Here is an 18,685-nt window from a genome sequence, read left to right on the forward strand (position 1 = left end):
TTCTGGTCATCAGAAGAGGTTAGTATCGTAAACTAACATCTCCTTATCTATCAGCCTTTGCTGCAAGAATTAGCACCGTGCTTACAAAACTGTAAGTCGGTTGCCGGGCTTCGTCGGGCTCGTCCCTCCACCTGCTCTTGATAAGAAAACGAATGTTTTCATTATGGTATTATTGTTTATACTTTCAATTGATTTTGATTATTCCAGAATTTAATTCAACTGTCAATACATTAACTAAAAATTTGGAGCTTTGAAATTCTTTCAACCGCTTCTTGCAAACGAGCTTCCGAAGTTAGTAACCCCACCCGAACATAACCCTCTCCCCAGTTTCCAAATCCAATTCCAGGGGCAACTGCAATATGTGCTTTTTCTAGTAATAAATCTGAAAATTGCTCAGATGTATAACCATTAGGAACCTTCAGCCATGCAAAAAATGAACCCTCCGGTGCTTCGACATTCCAACCTAATTCTTGAAGTCCTCCGATAAACACGTTTCTTCTAGATTCGTACAATGCATTTAACTCACGTACACAACTTTGAGAATCTGTTAATGCTGCCACTGCCGCCTCTTGGACAGCTCCAAAAAGACTTACATATAAATGGTCTTGCAACAAATTAAGAGCTGAAATGACACTCTCATTGCCAACGGCAAAGCCTACTCTCCAACCAGCCATGTTATACGTCTTCGATAAAGTATATATTTCAATTCCCACGTCTTTTGCACCTTCTGTTTCAAGAAAACTAATCGGTTTATGACCATTAAAGCCTATCGCTCCGTATGCAAAATCATGTACAACACAAATCTCATGTTCTTTAGCTAGTGCAACCGTATCTTCAAAAAATTCAGCGTTTGCTATTGCGCCTGTCGGGTTATTCGGATAATTTAAGAACATAAGCTTCGCTTTTTCAAGATCGCTATCTGAAAGAGCCGTATAATCGGGAAGAAAATGATTTTCCTCTTTCAATGGCATTGTAATCATTTCTGCTTGTGCAAGTGCTACCCCTGACCAATAGTCTGGATAGCCCGGATCCGGGACGAGAACATGTTCACCTGGGTTTAATAAACATTGTGGGATTTCAACAAGCCCAGCTTTTCCTCCGAAAAGAATGGCAACTTCTTTCTCAGGATTGATATCTACGTTATATTCTCTTTTATAAAAGGTCGCAGCAGCTTCTTTTAATGATGCAAAGCCTTGAAAAGGAGAGTATTTGTGATTATTCGGATTCTCTGCTGCCACTTGCAGGGCTTTTACGATATGTGTTGCTGTCGGTTGATCAGGGTTTCCCTGTCCCAGGTTTATCACATCATGGCCATCACTGATTTGCTTATTTACTTTAGCAACAAGTGAAGCAAAGAATTGTTTAGGTAAGCTTTTTAATAATTTTGATTGAGGATATATCATCTTTTTTCCACCTACTTTAAATATTCGGGTAATTGGCAATTTTTATATTGAAAAACTAGTCACAAATGTATATCGTAAATGACAACTTGTAAAGTATTTTTACTAATATTTTTTAGAAAAGGTGGTTTCTTATGAGAGTTTCATGTATTCAGATGGATATAAGCTTTGGGAATGTAGAAGAAAACTTTCAAAAAGCGGAAAGATTAATAGAGTCAGCAATGGCTGAAAAACCTGATTTAGTCATTCTTCCAGAGCTATGGACCACAGGCTATGATTTAACTCGCCTCGATGTTCTTGCTGACTTAGAAGCAAAAAAGAGCATTGAATTTTTGCAGAAATTAGCTAAAAAACATCATGTGCACATAGTTGGAGGATCTGTTGCTTCTCAAGAAAATAACGGTGTATACAACACCATGCTGGTTATTAGTAACGAAGGAGAACTTGTTTCCACATACAGTAAAGCGCATCTTTTTAAGCTAATGAATGAGCATGAACATCTTCAATCAGGCAGTACAAACGGGATGTTTGCTCTAGACAAGAATTTATTTGCAGGATTCATATGCTATGATATTCGCTTTCCTGAATGGATTCGTGCTCATACGACAGAAGGAGCGGAAACTATCGTTGTTGTTGCTGAGTGGCCTCTCCCTCGATTGAACCATTGGAGATCTTTATTAATTGCTAGAGCGATTGAAAATCAATGCTTTGTCATAGCATGCAATCGTTCAGGCTCAGATCCCGACAATGTGTTTGCTGGGCATTCATTGATTATTAATCCTTGGGGAGAAGTAATTGCTGAGGGAGACGAACTTGAATCTATTGTAACTGGTCAAATCGATTTGGCAGAAGTAAAGAAAGTCCGCAACACGATTCCGATATTTTCAGACCGTCGGACAGACTTATATTAAAAACTGTTGACAACTTTAACACTATGCTGATATGATTCTGATCAGTGAATATTAACTGAAAATTACATCTCTTATCAAGAGTAGGCAGAGGGATTTGGCCCGATGAAGCCCAGCAACCGACCGTAATTCCATTGTGAAATGGGGCGCTATCAATTTAGCGCCGGATAAATCCGTAAGGCACGGTGCTAATTCCAACAGAAAGAAATTTCCTTTCTGGTAGATAAGAGGTTTGTTGACTAAAGCCTCAAACCTCTTTCTAGTAGAAAGAGGTTTTTTTATGCAATAGGAGGATAATCATTATGTCAACAGTAATACAAGAAACTTATCAACCATTAACAGAAGAAACAGCCATCTTATTAGCAAAAGAGAGAAATTTATTCTCCGAAAATAGTACTCTATCGTGTACAGAAATAGGAGATGGCAATTTAAATTTAGTTTTTCATATTAAAGATCAAGATGGAAAAGGCATCATCATAAAACAAGCTCTTCCATATGCAAAAGTAGTAGGTGAGTCATGGCCACTCACTTTAAAACGTGCCACTATTGAAGCAGAAGCATTAAAACTATTTAAAAAGCATGCTCCTGACTTTGTTCCTGACGTGTATTATACGAATGAAGTATTAGCTATTACGATTATGGAAGATTTATCACATTTGACTATCTCTAGAAAAGGGTTAATTGACGGAAACGAATATCCCCTGCTTGCAAGTCATCTTGGCACATACTTAGCCAATACAACCTTTTTCACATCAGAGTTCGGGGTGGATAAGGGACAAAAGAAAGAGCTTGTTGGAAAATTTATCAACCCAGAATTATGTAAAATTACTGAGGACCTAATTTTCTCCGATCCTTACTTTGATGCAGAGACCAATGATTTTGAACCACAGCTCACTTCAACCGTTGAAAAACTATGGAAGGATACAGAGTTAAAACTTCAGGTAGCCTTACTGAGAAAAAGCTTCTTAACGGAAGCGGAAGCACTTTTACATGGTGATCTTCATACAGGCAGCTTATTTGTTTCGAAGGAAGAAACAAAAGTAATTGACCCAGAATTTGCATACTTTGGTCCTGTAGGTTTTGATATTGGTCAAGTCATTGCCAATTTATTGTTCCAAGCAATTGCCTTCGAAGAAAAATCCGATTCGATATACTCACAGGTAAGAACATTTTGGAATGTGTATCAAAATCAATTTTCAATCCTATGGGAACATGACAATTTAGAACCATTTGCTCGTATTGACGGTTTCCTTTCTTCTACTCTACAAAAATACTTTCAGGATGCAGTTGGTTTTGCTGGATGCGAACTAATAAGAAGAACAATCGGTCTTGCCCATGTAGCAGACTTGGATGGTCTTCCAGATGAAAAGGAACGAATTGCAGCGAAGGAAAAATCATTAGCGTTAGGTAGAGAATTAATTCTCAAGCGCAATGAATTCACATCCATTGAAGAGTTAGTTACATTTTTACAAACAAAAAAATACGAGTAGAATGATTCTCTACTCGTAATCTTACTATCGTTTAAAGCCAGCTCCTTCTAATGTAAGGAGCTTTTCCTTTATATCTGTACGTGTTCCTGCATAACCTGTTAGCTTCTGATTTTTCCCTATTACTCTATGGCATGGAATAATAACAGGAAGACGATTTGCTTTATTCGCCTGTCCGATTGCACGAACCGCCTTACTATTTCCTATCTTTTCTGCTACTTCTTGATAGCTGTAAGTTGTTCCAAATGGAATCGAGTGGAGGACGTTCCAAACAGATTGTTGAAACTCAGTACCTTCCAACTGAAGTGGCAAATCAAAGTCCTGTCTTCTCTTTGAAAAATAGTCCTTCATTTGCTGCACTGCTTCTTTTACCAGTTCATTATCAAGTGAAAAAATCGGCTGGTGAACTCTTTCATGCCTCTTAAAATCTTCAACTCCAATATGAACGGCCGATACCAGTCCATCTTTAACTACTATATAAATGGTCCCTAACTCCGATTCAACCGTTCCATACAATCTGTTCATACATGACTCCACCTTTATTTTCCGACTGGTAAATACACATGAAATACCGTCCCTTTTCCAACTTCACTTTCGACTTTAATCGTACCCTCATGCTCCTCTATAATCCGATAAGAAACCATTAGACCTAGGCCTGTTCCCCTCTCCTTTGTCGTATAGAATGGCTGACCAAGTTTCTTTAACTTTTCCTCTGGAATACCATAACCCTCATCCTTTATCGAAATATGGATCCGATTATCTGTAGTTTGATTCATTGTAATCGTGATAAATCCACCGCTCGGCATAACTTCTATTCCATTTTTAATCATATTTATAAAAACCTTTTTCAACTGATTAGGCTCACAGATTAACGATGGTAAATCATCATCATAATGAAGGAGGAACTGAACATTGTACAAAACAGCTTGTGCACCTAATAGATTAACCGTTTCAGACATGATTTGAGTAATACTATGCTCCACAAATTTAATCGCTTGTGGTTTGGCTAAAATTAAAAATTCATTTATTATCGCGTCAATACGATTCAGTTCTGTTGAAATTACATCAAAATACATCGAATGCTTTCCTTCACTGGAGTCTTCTAAAAGCTGAATAAAACCTTTCAACGCAGTCATAGGATTACGAATTTCATGTGCAACTCCAGCTGCCAACTGACCGATTACACTAAGGGTATCAGATTTATGAAGATTAGCCTCCATTTCAAGCTTTTCCGTAACATCCCTAAAAGTTGTTAAACTTAGGTTACTTACTACATTTTGCTTGGTGGAATACTCATAATGTAAAGTCTTGCCACTTCTTGTCGTTAATGTTATCGTACCTGTTGTATGACCTTCAATCATGAGATTTTTCATAACTTCATTTAACTCGTCATCCGGAAAATGACAATTGATCAGCAAATCACGCATTGTTTTTCCGACAACTTCATATTTAGATACTTTCAAGTACTTTTCACCGGCTGGATTCACATCTATGATTCTTTGATTTTCATCCCATAATAACATTCCGTCAAGGGAGCCTTCAAAAATCTTTCGAAATTTTTGCTCACTCTCTCTTAGCTTTTTTTCCATTTGGTACCGTTCAGTCACATTTCTAAAAATGGTCATATGATATCCATCAACGACATAAAGCTTGGTTGAAAACTCAAGATATTTCATTTGACCATTGTACATTTGAAATAGCAATTCGTCACGAACGGAACCTCTTCTGTTTAAGTCTTGAATGATCGCATGATATTTTTCATCCTTTTCGTACACAAAAGCATCTATTGGATATTGCTTTAATATATCAAGGCTACATTCGAATAAGCGACAGGCGGCATCGTTTGCATTAATGACGCTCATATTTTCATTCCAGAAAATAATTGCATCAAGAGACTCTATAAAAAATGATTTAAAGAGGTCTGCAATGGGTATCTCTATATTATTTTTCTTCATTTGATTGATTCGCACATTCTCTATACCTATACTTGAAAGGAACGTATTCACGGTATCTCTCCTTATAAAGGAACTTCTTAATTATGAATTCTACACTATTCCCAAAACTCCTCTATAGGAAAAAAGAACGTTTTCTAATGAAAAATATTTCAAACCCAAAAGTAAAAGGAGCAAAGTAGTTAACTTTGCTCTTTACTATTATAATAATGGATTTTCGTGCTTCGCCTTAAGACGTTGCCATCTTGCCTCTATTTCCTTACCAAACTCATCTAGCATTGGTTTGTTTTCTTCCTTTAGTAAGTGTTTGGTTTTACCCATGTAGGCTAACCAATCTGCTAAAGGTATACGCTTTTTCTTGTCTTCTGGATTGTACGTAATGGTCGTTTCCCCTTGTTCCACTTCATACAGTGGGAAGAAACATGAATTAACAGCTGCTTCCATAATAGTTTGACCAAATCTTTCCTCTGACTTCCAGTTTAAGGGGCAAGTAATTAAGATCTTCCCGTAAACTGTTCCCACGTTTTGGGCATACCACTGAGCTTTTGCTGCTTTTTTAATCAAGTCTTGTGGAAATGCTTCTGTACCCGTAAACACATACGGGATATTTGTAGAAGCCATTATCTGTGCTGTATCTTTATGATGGAATGCCTTTCCTTGTTGTGCTTTCCCTACATTTGTTGTGCTTGTCATATGACCCAATGGCGTAGAATATGACATTTGTGATCCGGTGTTCATATACCCTTCATTATCATACTCAAGCATAATCAGCTTATGATTTCTTAAAGCCGTTCCAATGGCAGATCCCATACCAATGTCCATCCCACCATCACCTGTAATCATTACATACGTGACATCGTCTGAAACCGGTACTTCTCCTCTTTCCTTTAACTCTAAAAATGCTTCTAGTGTTCCCGATAGAGTTGCAGGACCATTTTGGAATAAGTTATGAATCATCGTTTGCTTATGAGATGAATGTGGATAAGCAGTTGTGACTACATACGCACAACCTGTTTGGAATAGAACGACCACGTCTCCTTCAATTCCTTTAAAGAATAACTCAAGGCCTGGGAAGATTCCACAACCAGGACATGCACCATGACCTGATGCTAGTCTCTTTGGCTTTGTCGTCAAAGCTCGTAAAGGTGGAATTTTCACCTTGAGCTTTTTCGTCTCTTCATCTTGGTTCACTTCAATTAACCCCGTTTTGAATGCATCGCCAGACTGAGGTTCAATAACTGGTTTCAGCACATTTTCAACTTCACCAGGTACATGACCATAGTAATCAAATGCCTTCTCAACATAGCCTTTTTCCTTTGCATCAAGGGTCATCTCAAAAAACTTGGTCGCATCATCCGCGAAAAAATCCTTTCCTCCCAGTCCGAAAACACGACTTAATACAAGTGTTTGATTTTCTTTATCCTCCTGTAAAGCAGATTTCACCTCATGAGTGAGGTTTGGTCCGTTTGCTCCATATGAATCTGCTCGTTCCCCAACAAGAAGTGCTTTTATATTTTTCAGTGCATCACGAATCTGTTCGCTTGGAAATGGACGAATAATATTTGGGCTGATTACTCCAGCTTTTATTCCTTTAGCTCGGAGTTGGTCTACTACATCTTTTGCAGACTCTGCCGCAGAATTTAATAAGAATAAAGCAACTTCTGCATCTTCCATGCCGTACAAGTCAAGTACCGGATATTCCCTTCCAGATATCTTTTTGTACTGCTCTGCTACCTCTTTAAAAACCTCGCCAGCCGCATACATGGCTTCCGATTGCTGGAAATGGTTGTTTAATAGATCGTCACCATTCATATGAGCACCGATAGTGACTGGTTTTTTAGGGTCTCGAGCAAAATGATAATTAGTTGGACATTCGCCAACAAAATTTTGTACAACTTTTCGATCTTTAAAATAGTTTACCTTACGCTTTTGATGAGAGGTAAAGAAGCCATCATAAGCGACAATCACCGGCAATCTAACCTTTGAGTGCTCAGCTATTTTTAAAGCCATTATGTTCATATCATAAACTGCCTGGGGTGTTCCTGCTGTTAAGATCACCCAACCCGTATTTAACGCAAAATATAAATCAGAGTGATCTCCTCTTATATCTAGCGGTCCACTAATAGATCTTGTAACGAGATTCATAACCATCGGAAATCTAGTGCCGGATTGAACGGGGAGCTGTTCAAGCATATACATTAATCCATTTGCGCTTGTCGCATTAAACACACGTGCACCTGTCACAGCTGCTCCGTAACAAATGCCCGCAGAACCATGCTCTCCATCCGCTGCTATTAATTTAATAGTATGCTCTCCACGAGCTTTCATCTGATCTAAATACTGTGCCACCTCTGTTGATGGGGTAATAGGAAAATATCCCATTAAATGATAGTTGATTTGAGCTGCAGCCATAGCGGCCATTTCATTTCCAGATTCAAATGTAGCTAATTGTTTAGGCAAACCCATTGCTTGTAATTCTTTTTCTAAAGTTGCCATTACCTTACACCCCCTACAAATGGAAAGTATTGTTTTACTGAATGTTCTTTTGCATAACCAATCACTTCTCGAAGGTCATTTAATGCATCTGTCGGACATGCCTCTACACACTTCAAGCACCCCTTACAATATTGATAGTCAATTCCTTTAAGGAACGTCTGCTTTCGACCTCGTTTATCTTCTCCTTCTTCCCAAACAAAGCAGTAGTCAGGACAAACTGTATCGCAAGCAGCACAATTAATACATTTTTCTTGATGAAATTCAGGGACAAACCCTTGTCTAGATCCACTTAAGTCCTTCAAAATACTATTCGCTTGAGAAATCATTACTCCCCCAATAGCCTGTGTGTTATATCCGAGCTGCGGTACAGGTCTAGTAAAGGATCGTCCTTCCGCATGATCTGGTACCTCATAAGTTTTGAATTGTACTTCATTATATCCACGATCAAATGTGCGAATGTTTGGTTCTACTAAGTGCGGATATTTCTTTTCAAACGTCTTTCGTATAACATTCCTCATGGTTTCCGGGTTTAAAAAACTACAAATGCGGAATAAGGCACCAAGCATCGCAGTATTCACTTTTGTTTTTTCTTCAACAGCAATGCCGAGAGCATCAACGATGGCCAGTGTACCATAGTTTAGTTTCAAGTCTTTTTTCACGTCATCAAAATCTCTAGTTGAATTAACCAGTACAATACCGTCACCCGTTAATCCACTTACCACATCAACCGTTTTATATAAAGCCTCGTGAAAAACTCCAATTACATGAGGCTGTTCTATTGGGCTATGGTCCCTGATGGCAACTTCAGCATCGCAAAACCGGATAAAACTCTTTACTGGTGAACCTTTCTTTTCTGATCCATAGGATGAAAAGTTTGAACCATTCAATCCGTGCCCAAGCACCCCAGATTCAGCTAGCATTTTTCCGGCTAGGTTTGCACCTAATCCTCCAATAGATTCCAATCGTATTTCAAAAAAACCTAACTCATTTCTAACAGGTAAAATTGACATAAGCTCCCCCCAAAACGAAAGTTAATTGTTTAAATTTTAAGGTAATGAGCCACTTTACGCTGTGATAAATATCAAACAATTGCAATTTTTTTATGAAACAGCTGCTTTTTTTTGTTATTTTTCCAATAAAGCCAAGCAAAAACCGTTATATAACAGACGTTTACATGTATTAAAACAGTTAGAAGGGAGGCTTGGAAGAAAGTGTCAGGTTTTATGACTAGAAAAAGAGGGTAAGAAATAGTAGACTTTCGGAAGGAGGATAAGATGAAAAAACGAGACTTTTACTTTGATAATGCGAAATTTATATTAATCTTTTTTGTTGTGTTTGGTCACTTAATTCAATCATTCATTCAAGACCACTATACGGTCTATACTTTATATAAAACGATTTACACTTTTCATATGCCAGCTTTCATTCTCATCTCAGGGTACTTTGCCAAAGGATTTGAGAAGGAAGGCTACTTAAGGAAAATTTCCTTTAAACTAATTATCCCTTATTTAATTTTTCAACTAATCTATTCCATTTTCTATTTCTTTTTAGATTCAAAAGAGACCTTTGTGATGGACCCATTTGATCCCCATTGGTCACTTTGGTTTTTAATCAGTCTATTCTTTTGGAATCTATTTTTATTTGCTTTTACAAAAGTGAATAGGAAAATTGCCCTGATGCTTGCTGTTATTCTCAGTTTACTTGTTGGGTATGTAGATTGGATGACAAATTATTTAAGTCTATCAAGGACATTTGTATTTTTCCCACTCTTTTTACTTGGGTTTTATTTAAAAAAGGAGCATTTTAAAATTCTTTCAAGTACACCTTACCGAGTTGCATCACTTATACTGTTCGCTATCGTCTTCACTGGTTTTTTTGTAGCACCTGATATGAACTATCAATGGCTATTTGGATCAAAACCATACGAAGCATTAGGCGCAGAAATCTATACTGCACCTATCATGAGGTTTGGGCTACTTTTGCTTAGCACTATGCTGGTTCTAGCCTTTTTCTCACTCATTCCTAAGAGGCAGTTATTCTTTACTCCGTTTGGTAAAAATACACTTTACGTATATTTGCTACACGGATTTATTGTTCAGCCATTTAGGCAAAGTGATGTACAGGATTATTTTTATAATGTGGAAACCTTCTTTCTGCTTCTATTAATTTCATTTGTAATTACAGTGTTACTATCGAGTAAGCTTTTTACGACTTTTGCACAGCCATTGATAGAACTAAAGATGTCACGCCTGAGGCAATTCGTTACAAGATTTCATAAACATATAGAAAAAAGGAAGCTCAGTCATTAGACTTCGGCTTCCTTTTTTTTCTATCGTTTGTATGTTATGTTTTCCCTTCTCTATATTTGGAGAAAATATGATAAAATATACTGATTGTATAAAGAGACATAAAGGAGTAAAAAATGAAAGTTATTGCAGCAACACTTAACGCAAAATATATTCATACAAATATAGCTATTCGCTATCTTAAAGCTTATGCTGAACCTGAATTTGAGATCGAGCTTTCTGAATATACAATTAAGGATCCAACAATGAATATAGTAACCGATCTTGTCCAAAGAAAGCCGGATATTATTGGGTTTAGCTGTTATATATGGAATATTGAAGAAACAATCAAAGTTGTTAGTATGATCAAAAAGATTAATCCTATGATTCAAATTGTCGTAGGTGGTCCCGAAGTTACTTATGATGTGATGGAATGGATGGAAAAAGTGCCTCAATTTGATTTTATTGTCATTGGTGAAGGTGAGGAAACATTTAAAAATCTTCTTCAGCAGCTAGACTCTGAGAAAGATTTTCATCAAGTGCCGGGAATTTCCTACCGTACCGAAACAGGAGAAATCAAATTAAATCCACAGCGTCATAAGCTTGATTTACGTGAACTTCCTTCTCCATACCGTTTTAAAGAAGATATGGAGCACCTAGGAAAGCGTGTGTCGTATATTGAAACTAGCCGAGGATGTCCTTTCAGTTGTCAATTTTGCCTTTCTTCTATTGAAGTAGGTGTACGTTATTTTGATCGTGAAAAAATTAAAGAAGATATCCGTTACTTAATGAAAAACGGTGCAAAAACGATCAAGTTTGTTGACCGTACCTTTAATATTAGCCGTAGTTATGCTCTAGAAATGTTCCGTTTTCTAATAGACGAACATTTACCTGGGACAGTCTTTCAATTCGAAATAACTGCCGATATCATGCGACCTGAGGTTATAGAATTTCTAAACCAAGAAGCACCTCCAGGCTTATTCCGCTTTGAAATTGGTGTTCAGTCTACAAATGATTATACAAATGAGCTTGTGATGAGAAAACAAAACTTTGAGAAGCTTACTCGAACGGTAACAATGGTTAAAGACGGTAAGAAAATTGATCAACATCTTGACTTAATCGCGGGTCTCCCTGAAGAAGATTATGATACGTTCAAAAAGACCTTTAACGATGTATTTGAGATGAGACCTGAAGAACTACAATTAGGATTTTTAAAAATGCTTAGAGGTACTGGCTTGCGTTTACGAGCCGATGACCACCAATACATTTATATGGACCAGTCACCGTATGAAATTCTAGGTAATAATGTTCTGTCCTTTGATGATATTATTAAAATCAAGCAAGTGGAAGATGTGCTAGAGAAGTATTGGAATGATCATCGTATGGACCATACGATTGAATATTTAGTTACGAACTCCTTCTCTTCTCCTTTTGAATTTTTCCAAAAATTTGGTTCTTATTGGGAAGATAGAGGTTGGTCTAGAATTGGTCACCAGCTTGAAGATTTATTTAAGCGTTTGTTTGAATTCATCAAATCCATAGATCTTCCTGACCAAGATGTTATCTTAAGCTTAATGAAGATTGACTATTTGGAGAACGCAAAATTCAAACCACGAAAATCGTGGTGGGAGGATCGTCTTGAGAAGGATGAGAGGTCTGCTCTATATCACATGATCCTTGAGGAACCTCGCATATTAGGAGAAGATTTTGCTGCTTTAGAGATTAAAGAAAAAGAGCTTTACAAGCATTCCATCGTAGAAGAGCTTTCTTTTGACTATCAAGAGTATATGCATTCAGGAATATTTTCACGAGGAAAAACGAGTCTTTTAGCCTATTTTGAACCGACAAAGCAACAATCGCAATTATTTGGAACAAAAAAATGATAAGAAAAACTAAGGAGGGCTTTATAAGCTCCTCCTTAGTTTTTCTTATTTTGCTTTTTCTTATTGCCTTGCTTTTTATCACTATTCATCAGTAGGACTTCATAATGTTTGGCTGCATTGATATCACCAAACTCACTTCCAAATTCAACGTTTGGGGTTTGTTTTTTCTTTTTCATTAGGATCTACCTTTTCTTCCTTGTTTAGAGTTTCGATTAAATCCCTTCATCGTGTTCTCATCAGAAGTAAATTCCGCTGAAAATTCAGATTCATTTACATTTTTCTTAGGTGTTTTGCTATATTTTACGGCAGCATCTCGCTCTGCTTTTCTTTTAGCCATTTTTCATTCCTCCTTAATGGAATTACATATATGTTTCACTTTTCTTTTATGTTTCACTCTTCCTTTTTTTGTCTTCATTTTCTACTTATAAAAATCCATGGACAACAAAATATAAAAGAAAAAGGGATGATTGTTATGAGCAAAAAGAGAAAAAAATTGGAAGAAAATTATTCAATCGACGGAACTCTACCTCATCAAATAAACTCTCCAGATTTTAAGGGAACAGGCATTACCATAGAACCACCATTTATTAACTCTCAAGGCGTTGTTATTGGAGATAGCCTGTATGCTTCACCTAATTCCCCATTAGAACAATGGAGTGAAGATACGGATCCAGCCGTTATGTCCGGTGACGAATGGGTACATCCGACAAATGATATTGGTTGGAACACAAGTGAAAATAGAGACCTTGTGGAAAGTAAGAAAAAACCGAAGGGATACCCTTTTATGCACCCAACAAAAGATGTTAGTCATGGAAAAGATTAATACGACTTTTCCCTAAAATACGAAAACTTACCACTTATGTTAACAAGTCAATGCTTGCATACTACACATACAGAGAAGATTTCTCTGTAAATACAAAAAAAGGAGCTGATATTATGGCAAGAAATAGTAACAAGCTTTTAGTTCCAGGCGTGGAACAATTTTTAGATCAAGTTAAGTACGAAATCGCTCAAGAATTCGGTGTTACGTTAAGTGGAGATACAGTATCAAGAGGGAACGGTTCAGTTGGCGGAGAAATTACAAAGCGACTTGTAAAACAAGCACAAGCACAAATGTCAGGTCGTAATTTTTAATAAAACTTCATATCAAATGGCAAAAAGCCTCCGCTGTTGCGGGGCTTTTCTTCATTACTATGCACTTCGTTATTCTTTACTTCTTGTTTTTTTCCTAAGTTACTATTTTGTTTAGCTTGCCGATTCATTTCTTGTTTTCTTCCTGAGTTACCATTTTGTTTAGCTTGCCAATCAACTTCTTTTTTTTGTTGTCCAGGATTGTTATTTTTAGAATTGCCATTCCCTGAATTTTGTTTATTTAAATCTTTTTTTTGAGCATTTGAGTTAGGGTTGGCCTTTCCATTACCGTTATTATTCATTGCAGGTGTATCAGTAGAGTTGTTAACTGGATTATTCACGCTAGGTGCAGGTGTTTCTACTGATGGTTCCTCTTGTTTCGCGTTATCTTCTTTCTTTTCCTTTGCTTTCTCTTTTGCTTGCTGAGCTTTGTATTTACCAACAGAAACGCCTTGTTCTTTTGCCTCTTTTCTTTCTTCAGCAGTCGCTTGAACATCAGCAATTTCCACTTCTGTCTCTTTCTTTAAGGAATCAATCACTTGATGAAGTTTTTCATCCGTTTTGTTTACTTGAGTACCAGCCAAGACCGTACCAACGACGATTTCCTGTGTATCAGAATGTACTTCTTGGTTTTCAATACTAGATAAAATTGCCGTTGATACTTTATCAACTTGCTCATTTTCCCAATCAATGTCAGCAATAACTTCTTTTCCACTCTCGTTATAAGCAATTACGTCTATAACTTCGAGATCTTTATTTACAGCAAGTTCAATGCTTGATTCTCCATCTATTGACATGAAAGCATACACTTCATTATCCACTCTAGATGGAACGAAAGAAAATATTAGAAGAAGAGATGCCGCGACAAGTACCCCTGCTGTTTTTTTATGAAGAACTTTGCCCCAACCACTCAAGAAACTTTCTTTCTCAAACGGAACAAATGAGATTTCTTGTCCTATTTGATAATTTCTACTTTGATTACGGGCCTTTAAAAATTCACCTTCGGGGGTTAATAATGTTAAAAAACGATCATTAACTTCCATTATGATTCCTTGTTTCACGTTTCCAACACCCCTTTTATATACTCCTGTAAATATAGATAGTCATTCATTAATATAAGAGCAATAGCAATAATATATTTTCGATTCCGTTCGATCGTCTTCCTGCTAACACTTACAGAATTCTCAATTTGTTTGATTGGAAGTCTCTTTTTCTCTACTAAAATTTGCTTAATTTCTTCATTAGAAACAATTTCCCTTGCAACTAGCATGGCATTTTTTCTAGCATCTGCATGCTTTGGAGAATTCTCTACCAAGTCTTTAAAAGTTAGATCAAACTCCGTTAAAAGTTTTGAAAAACGGATAATTTCTTGTTTTCTTAATTCATCATCTGTTTGCTTATGATATTCCTCAAGTGACATATTCGCTTCAAGACTAGACTGAGAAACCTCATCCTCGTTTTCTTCAAAGTCATTTGCATCCATTGACAGATTTTGGTGCTTAATTTGCTGCCGGATATAATCAATCACTCTTCTTTTTATAATAACTTCTGCAAAACTAAGCAGGGAGCTGCCTTTATCCGAACTATATTTTTGTATTGCTTCATTAAATGCAATTAAACCAATGCTAAATTCATCGTCTGTTTCACTAATATATCTTTTACAAACGGAAGATACCGTTTTTGCAATAAAGGGTTTATATTGATAAATAAGTTCATTTTGAAGTACTTGGTCTCCATTTTGGATGGCTAATACCGTCTCTTCTAATGAACGTTTCTTCTTTTTAGGTAAAAACAATAAACCTAACAACAGCTTCACCTCACTTATCACCATATATCATACGATACTTTGTTGTGATTTTTAAGGGTAAGCTATTGGAAAAAAAGAGAGCCATTCAAATAATGGCCTCTTTTAGAGAGAGATGTTTAGTTCTTTCCGTTTCCTTTTTGTTCACCAGCATTTGATTTTTGCTGATTATTTGCCTTATTTCCTTGTTCCTTTTCACCCTTTTTCTCCTGTTTTACCACTTGCTTCTCAGCTTTCTTTTGAGCTTGATCAACCTTTACTTGGTTTGTTGCCTTTGCTGCTGGAGCAGGAGTCGCTACTACCTCAGTTTTTTCTTCGACAGCTACTTCCTCTGTAGTTGATTCCTCTACTACTGGTACTTCTGTTTCTTCAACTACTTCATCATTCTCAACTATTTCAATCGTTGCATCTACATCTTCTTCTGTTGCTTCTGTAGGATCAACTTCTTCCTCTGTTGTTTCCTCTGTTGCATCTGTATTTTCACTTACTGTCTCTTCAGCCACAGATAGGTTTTCTAAAGCTTTCTCCATGACAGCTAAAGCCTCTTCCTCTTGACCAGCTGAGAAAAGAGCTTCCGCTTCTGCTAATCTCTCTGTTGCTAATTCAGCTAGTAACTTTGCTTCCTTTACGTCATCAAAGGTTAAGATTAACTGGATTTTCTCTAATGCAGTTTTTGCAAAATAAAAGAAATCTCCTGGTAACAACTTTGGTTCTTCTACTTTGTCTGTATTCTCATCAACAAGTGCGTCATCTAAAGAAATAACTTCCTCGTTCGTATTTGTTTCTTCGTTTGTTACTGTTTCTTCAACTACTTGCGACTCATTCTTCTCATTTTCTTCTGCGAATGCAGTTGTTGCTGTTAATGAAAGTGAACCTGCTAAAACAAAAGCAAAGGCACTTTTAGTAATCTTGTTAAAATCGAAAATAGTATGTTTGTTCATTTCATTCACCTCAGTTGTATTGTAAGAAGCGGCCGCTATCTTCTAGTCACTAAATACCTACGAGCAAATAATGAATGCTATGGGGGTGTAAAAGTAGAAAAAACAAAAAAAAGTTCTAACAAAAAGTTAGAACTTCACTTTTGGTACCTTTGCTCTTAAAATTAAGTATCTGATTACAAAACCAATTAGCAATCCAGGAACCAAAAAAATCATTGGAAGAAAAATTGGCCCAAAAACGACACCAAATAATTTTACTTTTTTAGATAACATCAACCCGACCGTAATAAAATAAGCTCCGAAGGCAAAAGGCAGATAAGAATATTCCTCCGTTTCTGGCATTGCAGATCGATATGCATCCCACATAGCGAACATATAAAGACAAGGGTAAAACATCAGCCATTGATAATCAAGTACTGCAAATGCTTTATCTATCTCCCATAAAAAACTTAACATAATGGCCTCATTAAAATTACTCATTACATTAACAACAAACTCAAGTAGTACAAATAGTACCCCTTTCACGTAGCTTCCACTAAGAAGCTGACTAAATCCAGGCAGCGCAATACTCCACAATACAGCTTCTAACTTCCCTTGTTTTTTCATCCTAATCACCAGCTAATTTTCATTACTTATAGGTTGTACGAAATAAAGAAAATTATCACTTGAACATGCAAGGCTTTTCCTACATTTTTCGACATTAGGTTTTTTTTCCATACCACTCTTCCTAATGAATATAAAATAAAGAAGCCCTCAATCTTGAGGGCTCCCTTATACTTATTGATAATCATCCATAGGATTATAAAGTGTAATATCTGGATTTTTTTCTTGGAACCAGCGAAGGGCAAAATCGTTTTCGAATAGAAATACTTTCTTATCGTAGCGATCCTTAACTAAGAGGCTTCGACTGCTAGAAAGATTTTCGTTAATTTCTTCATTTTCGACCCAACGGACAATTTTTGAGCCTAATCTTTCCATTAATACCTCAGCATTGTACTCGTTTCTCATTCGATGCTCAAACACTTCAAATTGAAGTTGACCTACGGCCCCTAGCAAATAATCATCTGTTCGAACCGTACGGAAGAGCTGAATGGCTCCCTCTTGTACAAGTTGCTGAATTCCTTTATGAAAAGACTTTTGCTTCATTACGTTTTTAGCTGAAACTCGAACAAAGAGTTCAGGTGTAAACTGTGGAAGCTTTTCATATTGAAAGTTGTTTTTTCCAACAGTCAATGTATCTCCAATTTGATACGTACCTGGATCGTACAAACCAATAATATCTCCACTAACCGCTTCATCAACCGTGTTTCGGTCATCCGCCATAAACTGTGTTGATTGAGAAAGCTTCATTGACTTTCCTAAGCGTGGGATATTGACTGTCATCCCTCTTTCGAATTTTCCTGAACATACACGTAAAAAGGCAATTCTATCCCTATGAGCAGGATTCATATTAGCTTGAATCTTAAAAATAAAGCCTGAGAAATCCTCTGATAATGGATCGATTTTTCCTTCTGTAGATTCCCGTGCTTGAGGTGCAGGTGCAAATTGAAGATAGGTTTCTAGAAAAGTTTGAACACCAAAGTTCGCTAGGGCGCTACCAAAGAATACAGGTGTTAGTTCCCCATTTGCTATTCTTTCACGAGAAAACTCATTCCCCGCTTCATTTAATAGCATGATTTCTTCCAACGTCTGGTCATATAAGGAGTATTGCTTTAATTTATGATCTCCTTCTATTTCTCCATCTTCATTTAACCCAACAAAACGTTCTTCCTCATCTACTCGGAATTGTTCAATTCGCTTGTAAAAACGGTCATATATACCGAGAAATTCTTTCCCCATTCCAATCGGCCAGTTCATCGGATATGATTCTATTCCCATAACCTCTTCTAGTTCAGCTAAAAGTTCTAATGGAGATTTCCCCTGACGATCAAGCTTATTAATAAAGGTGAAAATCGGAATGCCTCTCATTCGACATACTTTAAATAGCTTTAAGGTCTGCTCCTCAATCCCTTTTGCTGAATCGATTATCATGACCGCACTATCAACAGCTGTAAGAGTACGATACGTATCTTCACTGAAGTCTTGGTGACCTGGTGTATCAAGAATATTTACTCGACAGTCATTATAATCAAATTGCATCACACTCGACGTAACGGAAATACCACGTTGTTTTTCAATTTCCATCCAATCGCTCGTAGCAAACTTACCCGTTTTCTTTCCTTTAACTGTTCCCGCATCACGAATGGCTCCACCAAATAACAATAACTTCTCAGTTAATGTCGTTTTCCCAGCATCTGGGTGGGAAATGATCGCAAATGTGCGACGCGATTGTACATCATCTTTAAAATTTTTTGCCATTATAGAAATTCCTTTCTTTCCTTACACAAATTCATCCATAACT

At 36.8% G+C, this 18,685-nt stretch carries 18 protein-coding genes and 2 riboswitches; of the genes, 6 read left to right on the plus strand and 12 right to left on the minus strand.

Annotated features, from left to right (window positions below; all coding sequences use genetic code 11):
- Positions 1-40 precede the first annotated feature (40 nt).
- Positions 41-147: riboswitch (SAM riboswitch) on the minus strand.
- Between the two features lie 83 nt (positions 148-230).
- Positions 231-1,403, minus strand: a complete 1,173-nt coding sequence (locus ACFFHF_RS18915; RefSeq protein WP_160546334.1) for a pyridoxal phosphate-dependent aminotransferase — start codon at positions 1,401-1,403, stop codon at positions 231-233.
- A 131-nt stretch (positions 1,404-1,534) separates the two neighbouring features.
- Here ACFFHF_RS18915 and ACFFHF_RS18920 point away from each other — a divergent pair, with 131 nt between their 5' ends.
- Both ACFFHF_RS18920 and mtnK read left to right on the plus strand, forming a co-directional pair.
- Entirely contained in the window at positions 1,535-2,311 is a 777-nt protein-coding gene (locus ACFFHF_RS18920) for a carbon-nitrogen family hydrolase (RefSeq protein ID WP_377058810.1), read from the plus strand.
- Between the two features lie 68 nt (positions 2,312-2,379).
- A riboswitch (SAM riboswitch) is annotated at positions 2,380-2,538 on the plus strand.
- A gap of 72 nt (positions 2,539-2,610) precedes the next feature.
- Complete coding sequence (mtnK, locus tag ACFFHF_RS18925; protein WP_377058811.1) at positions 2,611-3,798, plus strand: S-methyl-5-thioribose kinase; 1,188 nt, start codon at positions 2,611-2,613, stop codon at positions 3,796-3,798.
- A gap of 24 nt (positions 3,799-3,822) precedes the next feature.
- Here the strand turns inward: mtnK and ACFFHF_RS18930 are convergent, their stop codons facing one another.
- The 4 genes from ACFFHF_RS18930 to ACFFHF_RS18945 all read right to left on the minus strand — a co-directional run bounded on the left by ACFFHF_RS18930 (position 3,823) and on the right by ACFFHF_RS18945 (position 9,253).
- On the minus strand, positions 3,823-4,320 hold the full coding sequence (locus ACFFHF_RS18930) for a methylated-DNA--[protein]-cysteine S-methyltransferase (RefSeq protein ID WP_377058812.1): 498 nt from the start codon (positions 4,318-4,320) through the stop codon (positions 3,823-3,825).
- 14 nt (positions 4,321-4,334) lie between these two features.
- Positions 4,335-5,801 carry a PAS domain-containing sensor histidine kinase gene (locus ACFFHF_RS18935; RefSeq protein ID WP_377058813.1) on the minus strand — a complete coding sequence of 489 codons (1,467 nt, stop codon included), beginning with the start codon at positions 5,799-5,801 and terminating at the stop codon, positions 4,335-4,337.
- A gap of 147 nt (positions 5,802-5,948) precedes the next feature.
- Complete coding sequence (locus ACFFHF_RS18940) at positions 5,949-8,243, minus strand: thiamine pyrophosphate-dependent enzyme (RefSeq protein WP_377058814.1); 2,295 nt, start codon at positions 8,241-8,243, stop codon at positions 5,949-5,951.
- Entirely contained in the window at positions 8,243-9,253 is a 1,011-nt protein-coding gene (locus ACFFHF_RS18945) for a 2-oxoacid:acceptor oxidoreductase family protein (RefSeq protein ID WP_160546339.1), read from the minus strand. The genes ACFFHF_RS18940 and ACFFHF_RS18945 overlap by 1 nt, the downstream gene beginning before the upstream one ends.
- Positions 9,254-9,517: 264 nt before the next feature.
- On the opposite strand from ACFFHF_RS18945, the gene ACFFHF_RS18950 reads away from it, so the two are divergent.
- Both ACFFHF_RS18950 and ACFFHF_RS18955 read left to right on the plus strand, forming a co-directional pair.
- Complete coding sequence (locus ACFFHF_RS18950) at positions 9,518-10,552, plus strand: acyltransferase family protein (RefSeq protein WP_377058815.1); 1,035 nt, start codon at positions 9,518-9,520, stop codon at positions 10,550-10,552.
- A gap of 113 nt (positions 10,553-10,665) precedes the next feature.
- A complete protein-coding gene (locus tag ACFFHF_RS18955; protein ID WP_377058816.1) occupies positions 10,666-12,411 on the plus strand; it encodes a B12-binding domain-containing radical SAM protein in 1,746 nt (581 codons plus the stop codon).
- A 35-nt stretch (positions 12,412-12,446) separates the two neighbouring features.
- Here ACFFHF_RS18955 and ACFFHF_RS18960 read toward each other — a convergent pair whose 3' ends face one another.
- Entirely contained in the window at positions 12,447-12,587 is a 141-nt protein-coding gene (locus tag ACFFHF_RS18960) for a hypothetical protein (protein WP_377058817.1), read from the minus strand.
- On the minus strand, positions 12,587-12,748 hold the full coding sequence (gene ykzP / locus ACFFHF_RS18965; RefSeq protein ID WP_162927708.1) for a protein YkzP: 162 nt from the start codon (positions 12,746-12,748) through the stop codon (positions 12,587-12,589). Before ykzP ends, ACFFHF_RS18960 begins: the two co-directional genes overlap by 1 nt.
- A 135-nt stretch (positions 12,749-12,883) precedes the next feature.
- Between ykzP and ACFFHF_RS18970 the strand changes: the two genes are divergently transcribed.
- Entirely contained in the window at positions 12,884-13,234 is a 351-nt protein-coding gene (locus ACFFHF_RS18970; protein WP_160546341.1) for a DUF3905 domain-containing protein, read from the plus strand.
- A 113-nt stretch (positions 13,235-13,347) separates the two neighbouring features.
- Positions 13,348-13,545, plus strand: a complete 198-nt coding sequence (locus ACFFHF_RS18975; protein ID WP_119707319.1) for an alpha/beta-type small acid-soluble spore protein — start codon at positions 13,348-13,350, stop codon at positions 13,543-13,545.
- Here the strand turns inward: ACFFHF_RS18975 and ACFFHF_RS18980 are convergent.
- The 5 genes from ACFFHF_RS18980 to ACFFHF_RS19000 form a co-directional block, all read right to left on the minus strand.
- Positions 13,542-14,603, minus strand: a complete 1,062-nt coding sequence (locus tag ACFFHF_RS18980) for an anti-sigma factor domain-containing protein (protein WP_377058818.1) — start codon at positions 14,601-14,603, stop codon at positions 13,542-13,544. The genes ACFFHF_RS18975 and ACFFHF_RS18980 overlap by 4 nt on opposite strands.
- Entirely contained in the window at positions 14,600-15,349 is a 750-nt protein-coding gene (gene sigI / locus ACFFHF_RS18985; RefSeq protein WP_377058838.1) for an RNA polymerase sigma factor SigI, read from the minus strand. The genes ACFFHF_RS18980 and sigI overlap by 4 nt, the downstream gene beginning before the upstream one ends.
- A 116-nt stretch (positions 15,350-15,465) precedes the next feature.
- The gene (locus ACFFHF_RS18990) at positions 15,466-16,287 is read right to left on the minus strand and encodes a DUF5667 domain-containing protein (RefSeq protein ID WP_377058819.1); all 822 of its coding nucleotides are present in this window, start codon (positions 16,285-16,287) and stop codon (positions 15,466-15,468) included.
- 126 nt (positions 16,288-16,413) lie between these two features.
- Entirely contained in the window at positions 16,414-16,890 is a 477-nt protein-coding gene (locus tag ACFFHF_RS18995; RefSeq protein WP_377058820.1) for a hypothetical protein, read from the minus strand.
- Positions 16,891-17,061: 171 nt separating this feature from the next.
- The gene (locus ACFFHF_RS19000; RefSeq protein WP_340902971.1) at positions 17,062-18,642 is read right to left on the minus strand and encodes a peptide chain release factor 3; all 1,581 of its coding nucleotides are present in this window, start codon (positions 18,640-18,642) and stop codon (positions 17,062-17,064) included.
- Positions 18,643-18,685: the final 43 nt, after the last annotated feature.

The organism is Robertmurraya beringensis, assembly GCF_042433785.1.
Classification (GTDB): domain Bacteria; phylum Bacillota; class Bacilli; order Bacillales; family Cytobacillaceae; genus Robertmurraya_A; species Robertmurraya_A beringensis.

Excerpts from the sequence above, each read along its gene's own strand:
- ACFFHF_RS18970 (WP_160546341.1), top strand. The coding sequence starts at position 12,884 with ATGAGCAAAAAGAGAAAAAAATTGGAAGAAAATTATTCAATCGACGGA.
- ACFFHF_RS18990 (WP_377058819.1), bottom strand. The coding sequence starts at position 16,287 with ATGAACAAACATACTATTTTCGATTTTAACAAGATTACTAAAAGTGCC.
- ACFFHF_RS18930 (WP_377058812.1), bottom strand. The coding sequence starts at position 4,320 with ATGAACAGATTGTATGGAACGGTTGAATCGGAGTTAGGGACCATTTAT.
- ACFFHF_RS18920 (WP_377058810.1), top strand. The coding sequence starts at position 1,535 with ATGAGAGTTTCATGTATTCAGATGGATATAAGCTTTGGGAATGTAGAA.
- ACFFHF_RS18995 (WP_377058820.1), bottom strand. The coding sequence starts at position 16,890 with ATGAAAAAACAAGGGAAGTTAGAAGCTGTATTGTGGAGTATTGCGCTG.
- mtnK (WP_377058811.1), top strand. The coding sequence starts at position 2,611 with ATGTCAACAGTAATACAAGAAACTTATCAACCATTAACAGAAGAAACA.
- ACFFHF_RS19000 (WP_340902971.1), bottom strand. The coding sequence starts at position 18,642 with ATGGCAAAAAATTTTAAAGATGATGTACAATCGCGTCGCACATTTGCG.
- ACFFHF_RS18940 (WP_377058814.1), bottom strand. The coding sequence starts at position 8,243 with ATGGCAACTTTAGAAAAAGAATTACAAGCAATGGGTTTGCCTAAACAA.
- ACFFHF_RS18975 (WP_119707319.1), top strand. The coding sequence starts at position 13,348 with ATGGCAAGAAATAGTAACAAGCTTTTAGTTCCAGGCGTGGAACAATTT.
- ykzP (WP_162927708.1), bottom strand. The coding sequence starts at position 12,748 with ATGGCTAAAAGAAAAGCAGAGCGAGATGCTGCCGTAAAATATAGCAAA.
- ACFFHF_RS18950 (WP_377058815.1), top strand. The coding sequence starts at position 9,518 with ATGAAAAAACGAGACTTTTACTTTGATAATGCGAAATTTATATTAATC.
- ACFFHF_RS18955 (WP_377058816.1), top strand. The coding sequence starts at position 10,666 with ATGAAAGTTATTGCAGCAACACTTAACGCAAAATATATTCATACAAAT.
- ACFFHF_RS18945 (WP_160546339.1), bottom strand. The coding sequence starts at position 9,253 with ATGTCAATTTTACCTGTTAGAAATGAGTTAGGTTTTTTTGAAATACGA.
- ACFFHF_RS18915 (WP_160546334.1), bottom strand. The coding sequence starts at position 1,403 with ATGATATATCCTCAATCAAAATTATTAAAAAGCTTACCTAAACAATTC.
- ACFFHF_RS18960 (WP_377058817.1), bottom strand. The coding sequence starts at position 12,587 with ATGAAAAAGAAAAAACAAACCCCAAACGTTGAATTTGGAAGTGAGTTT.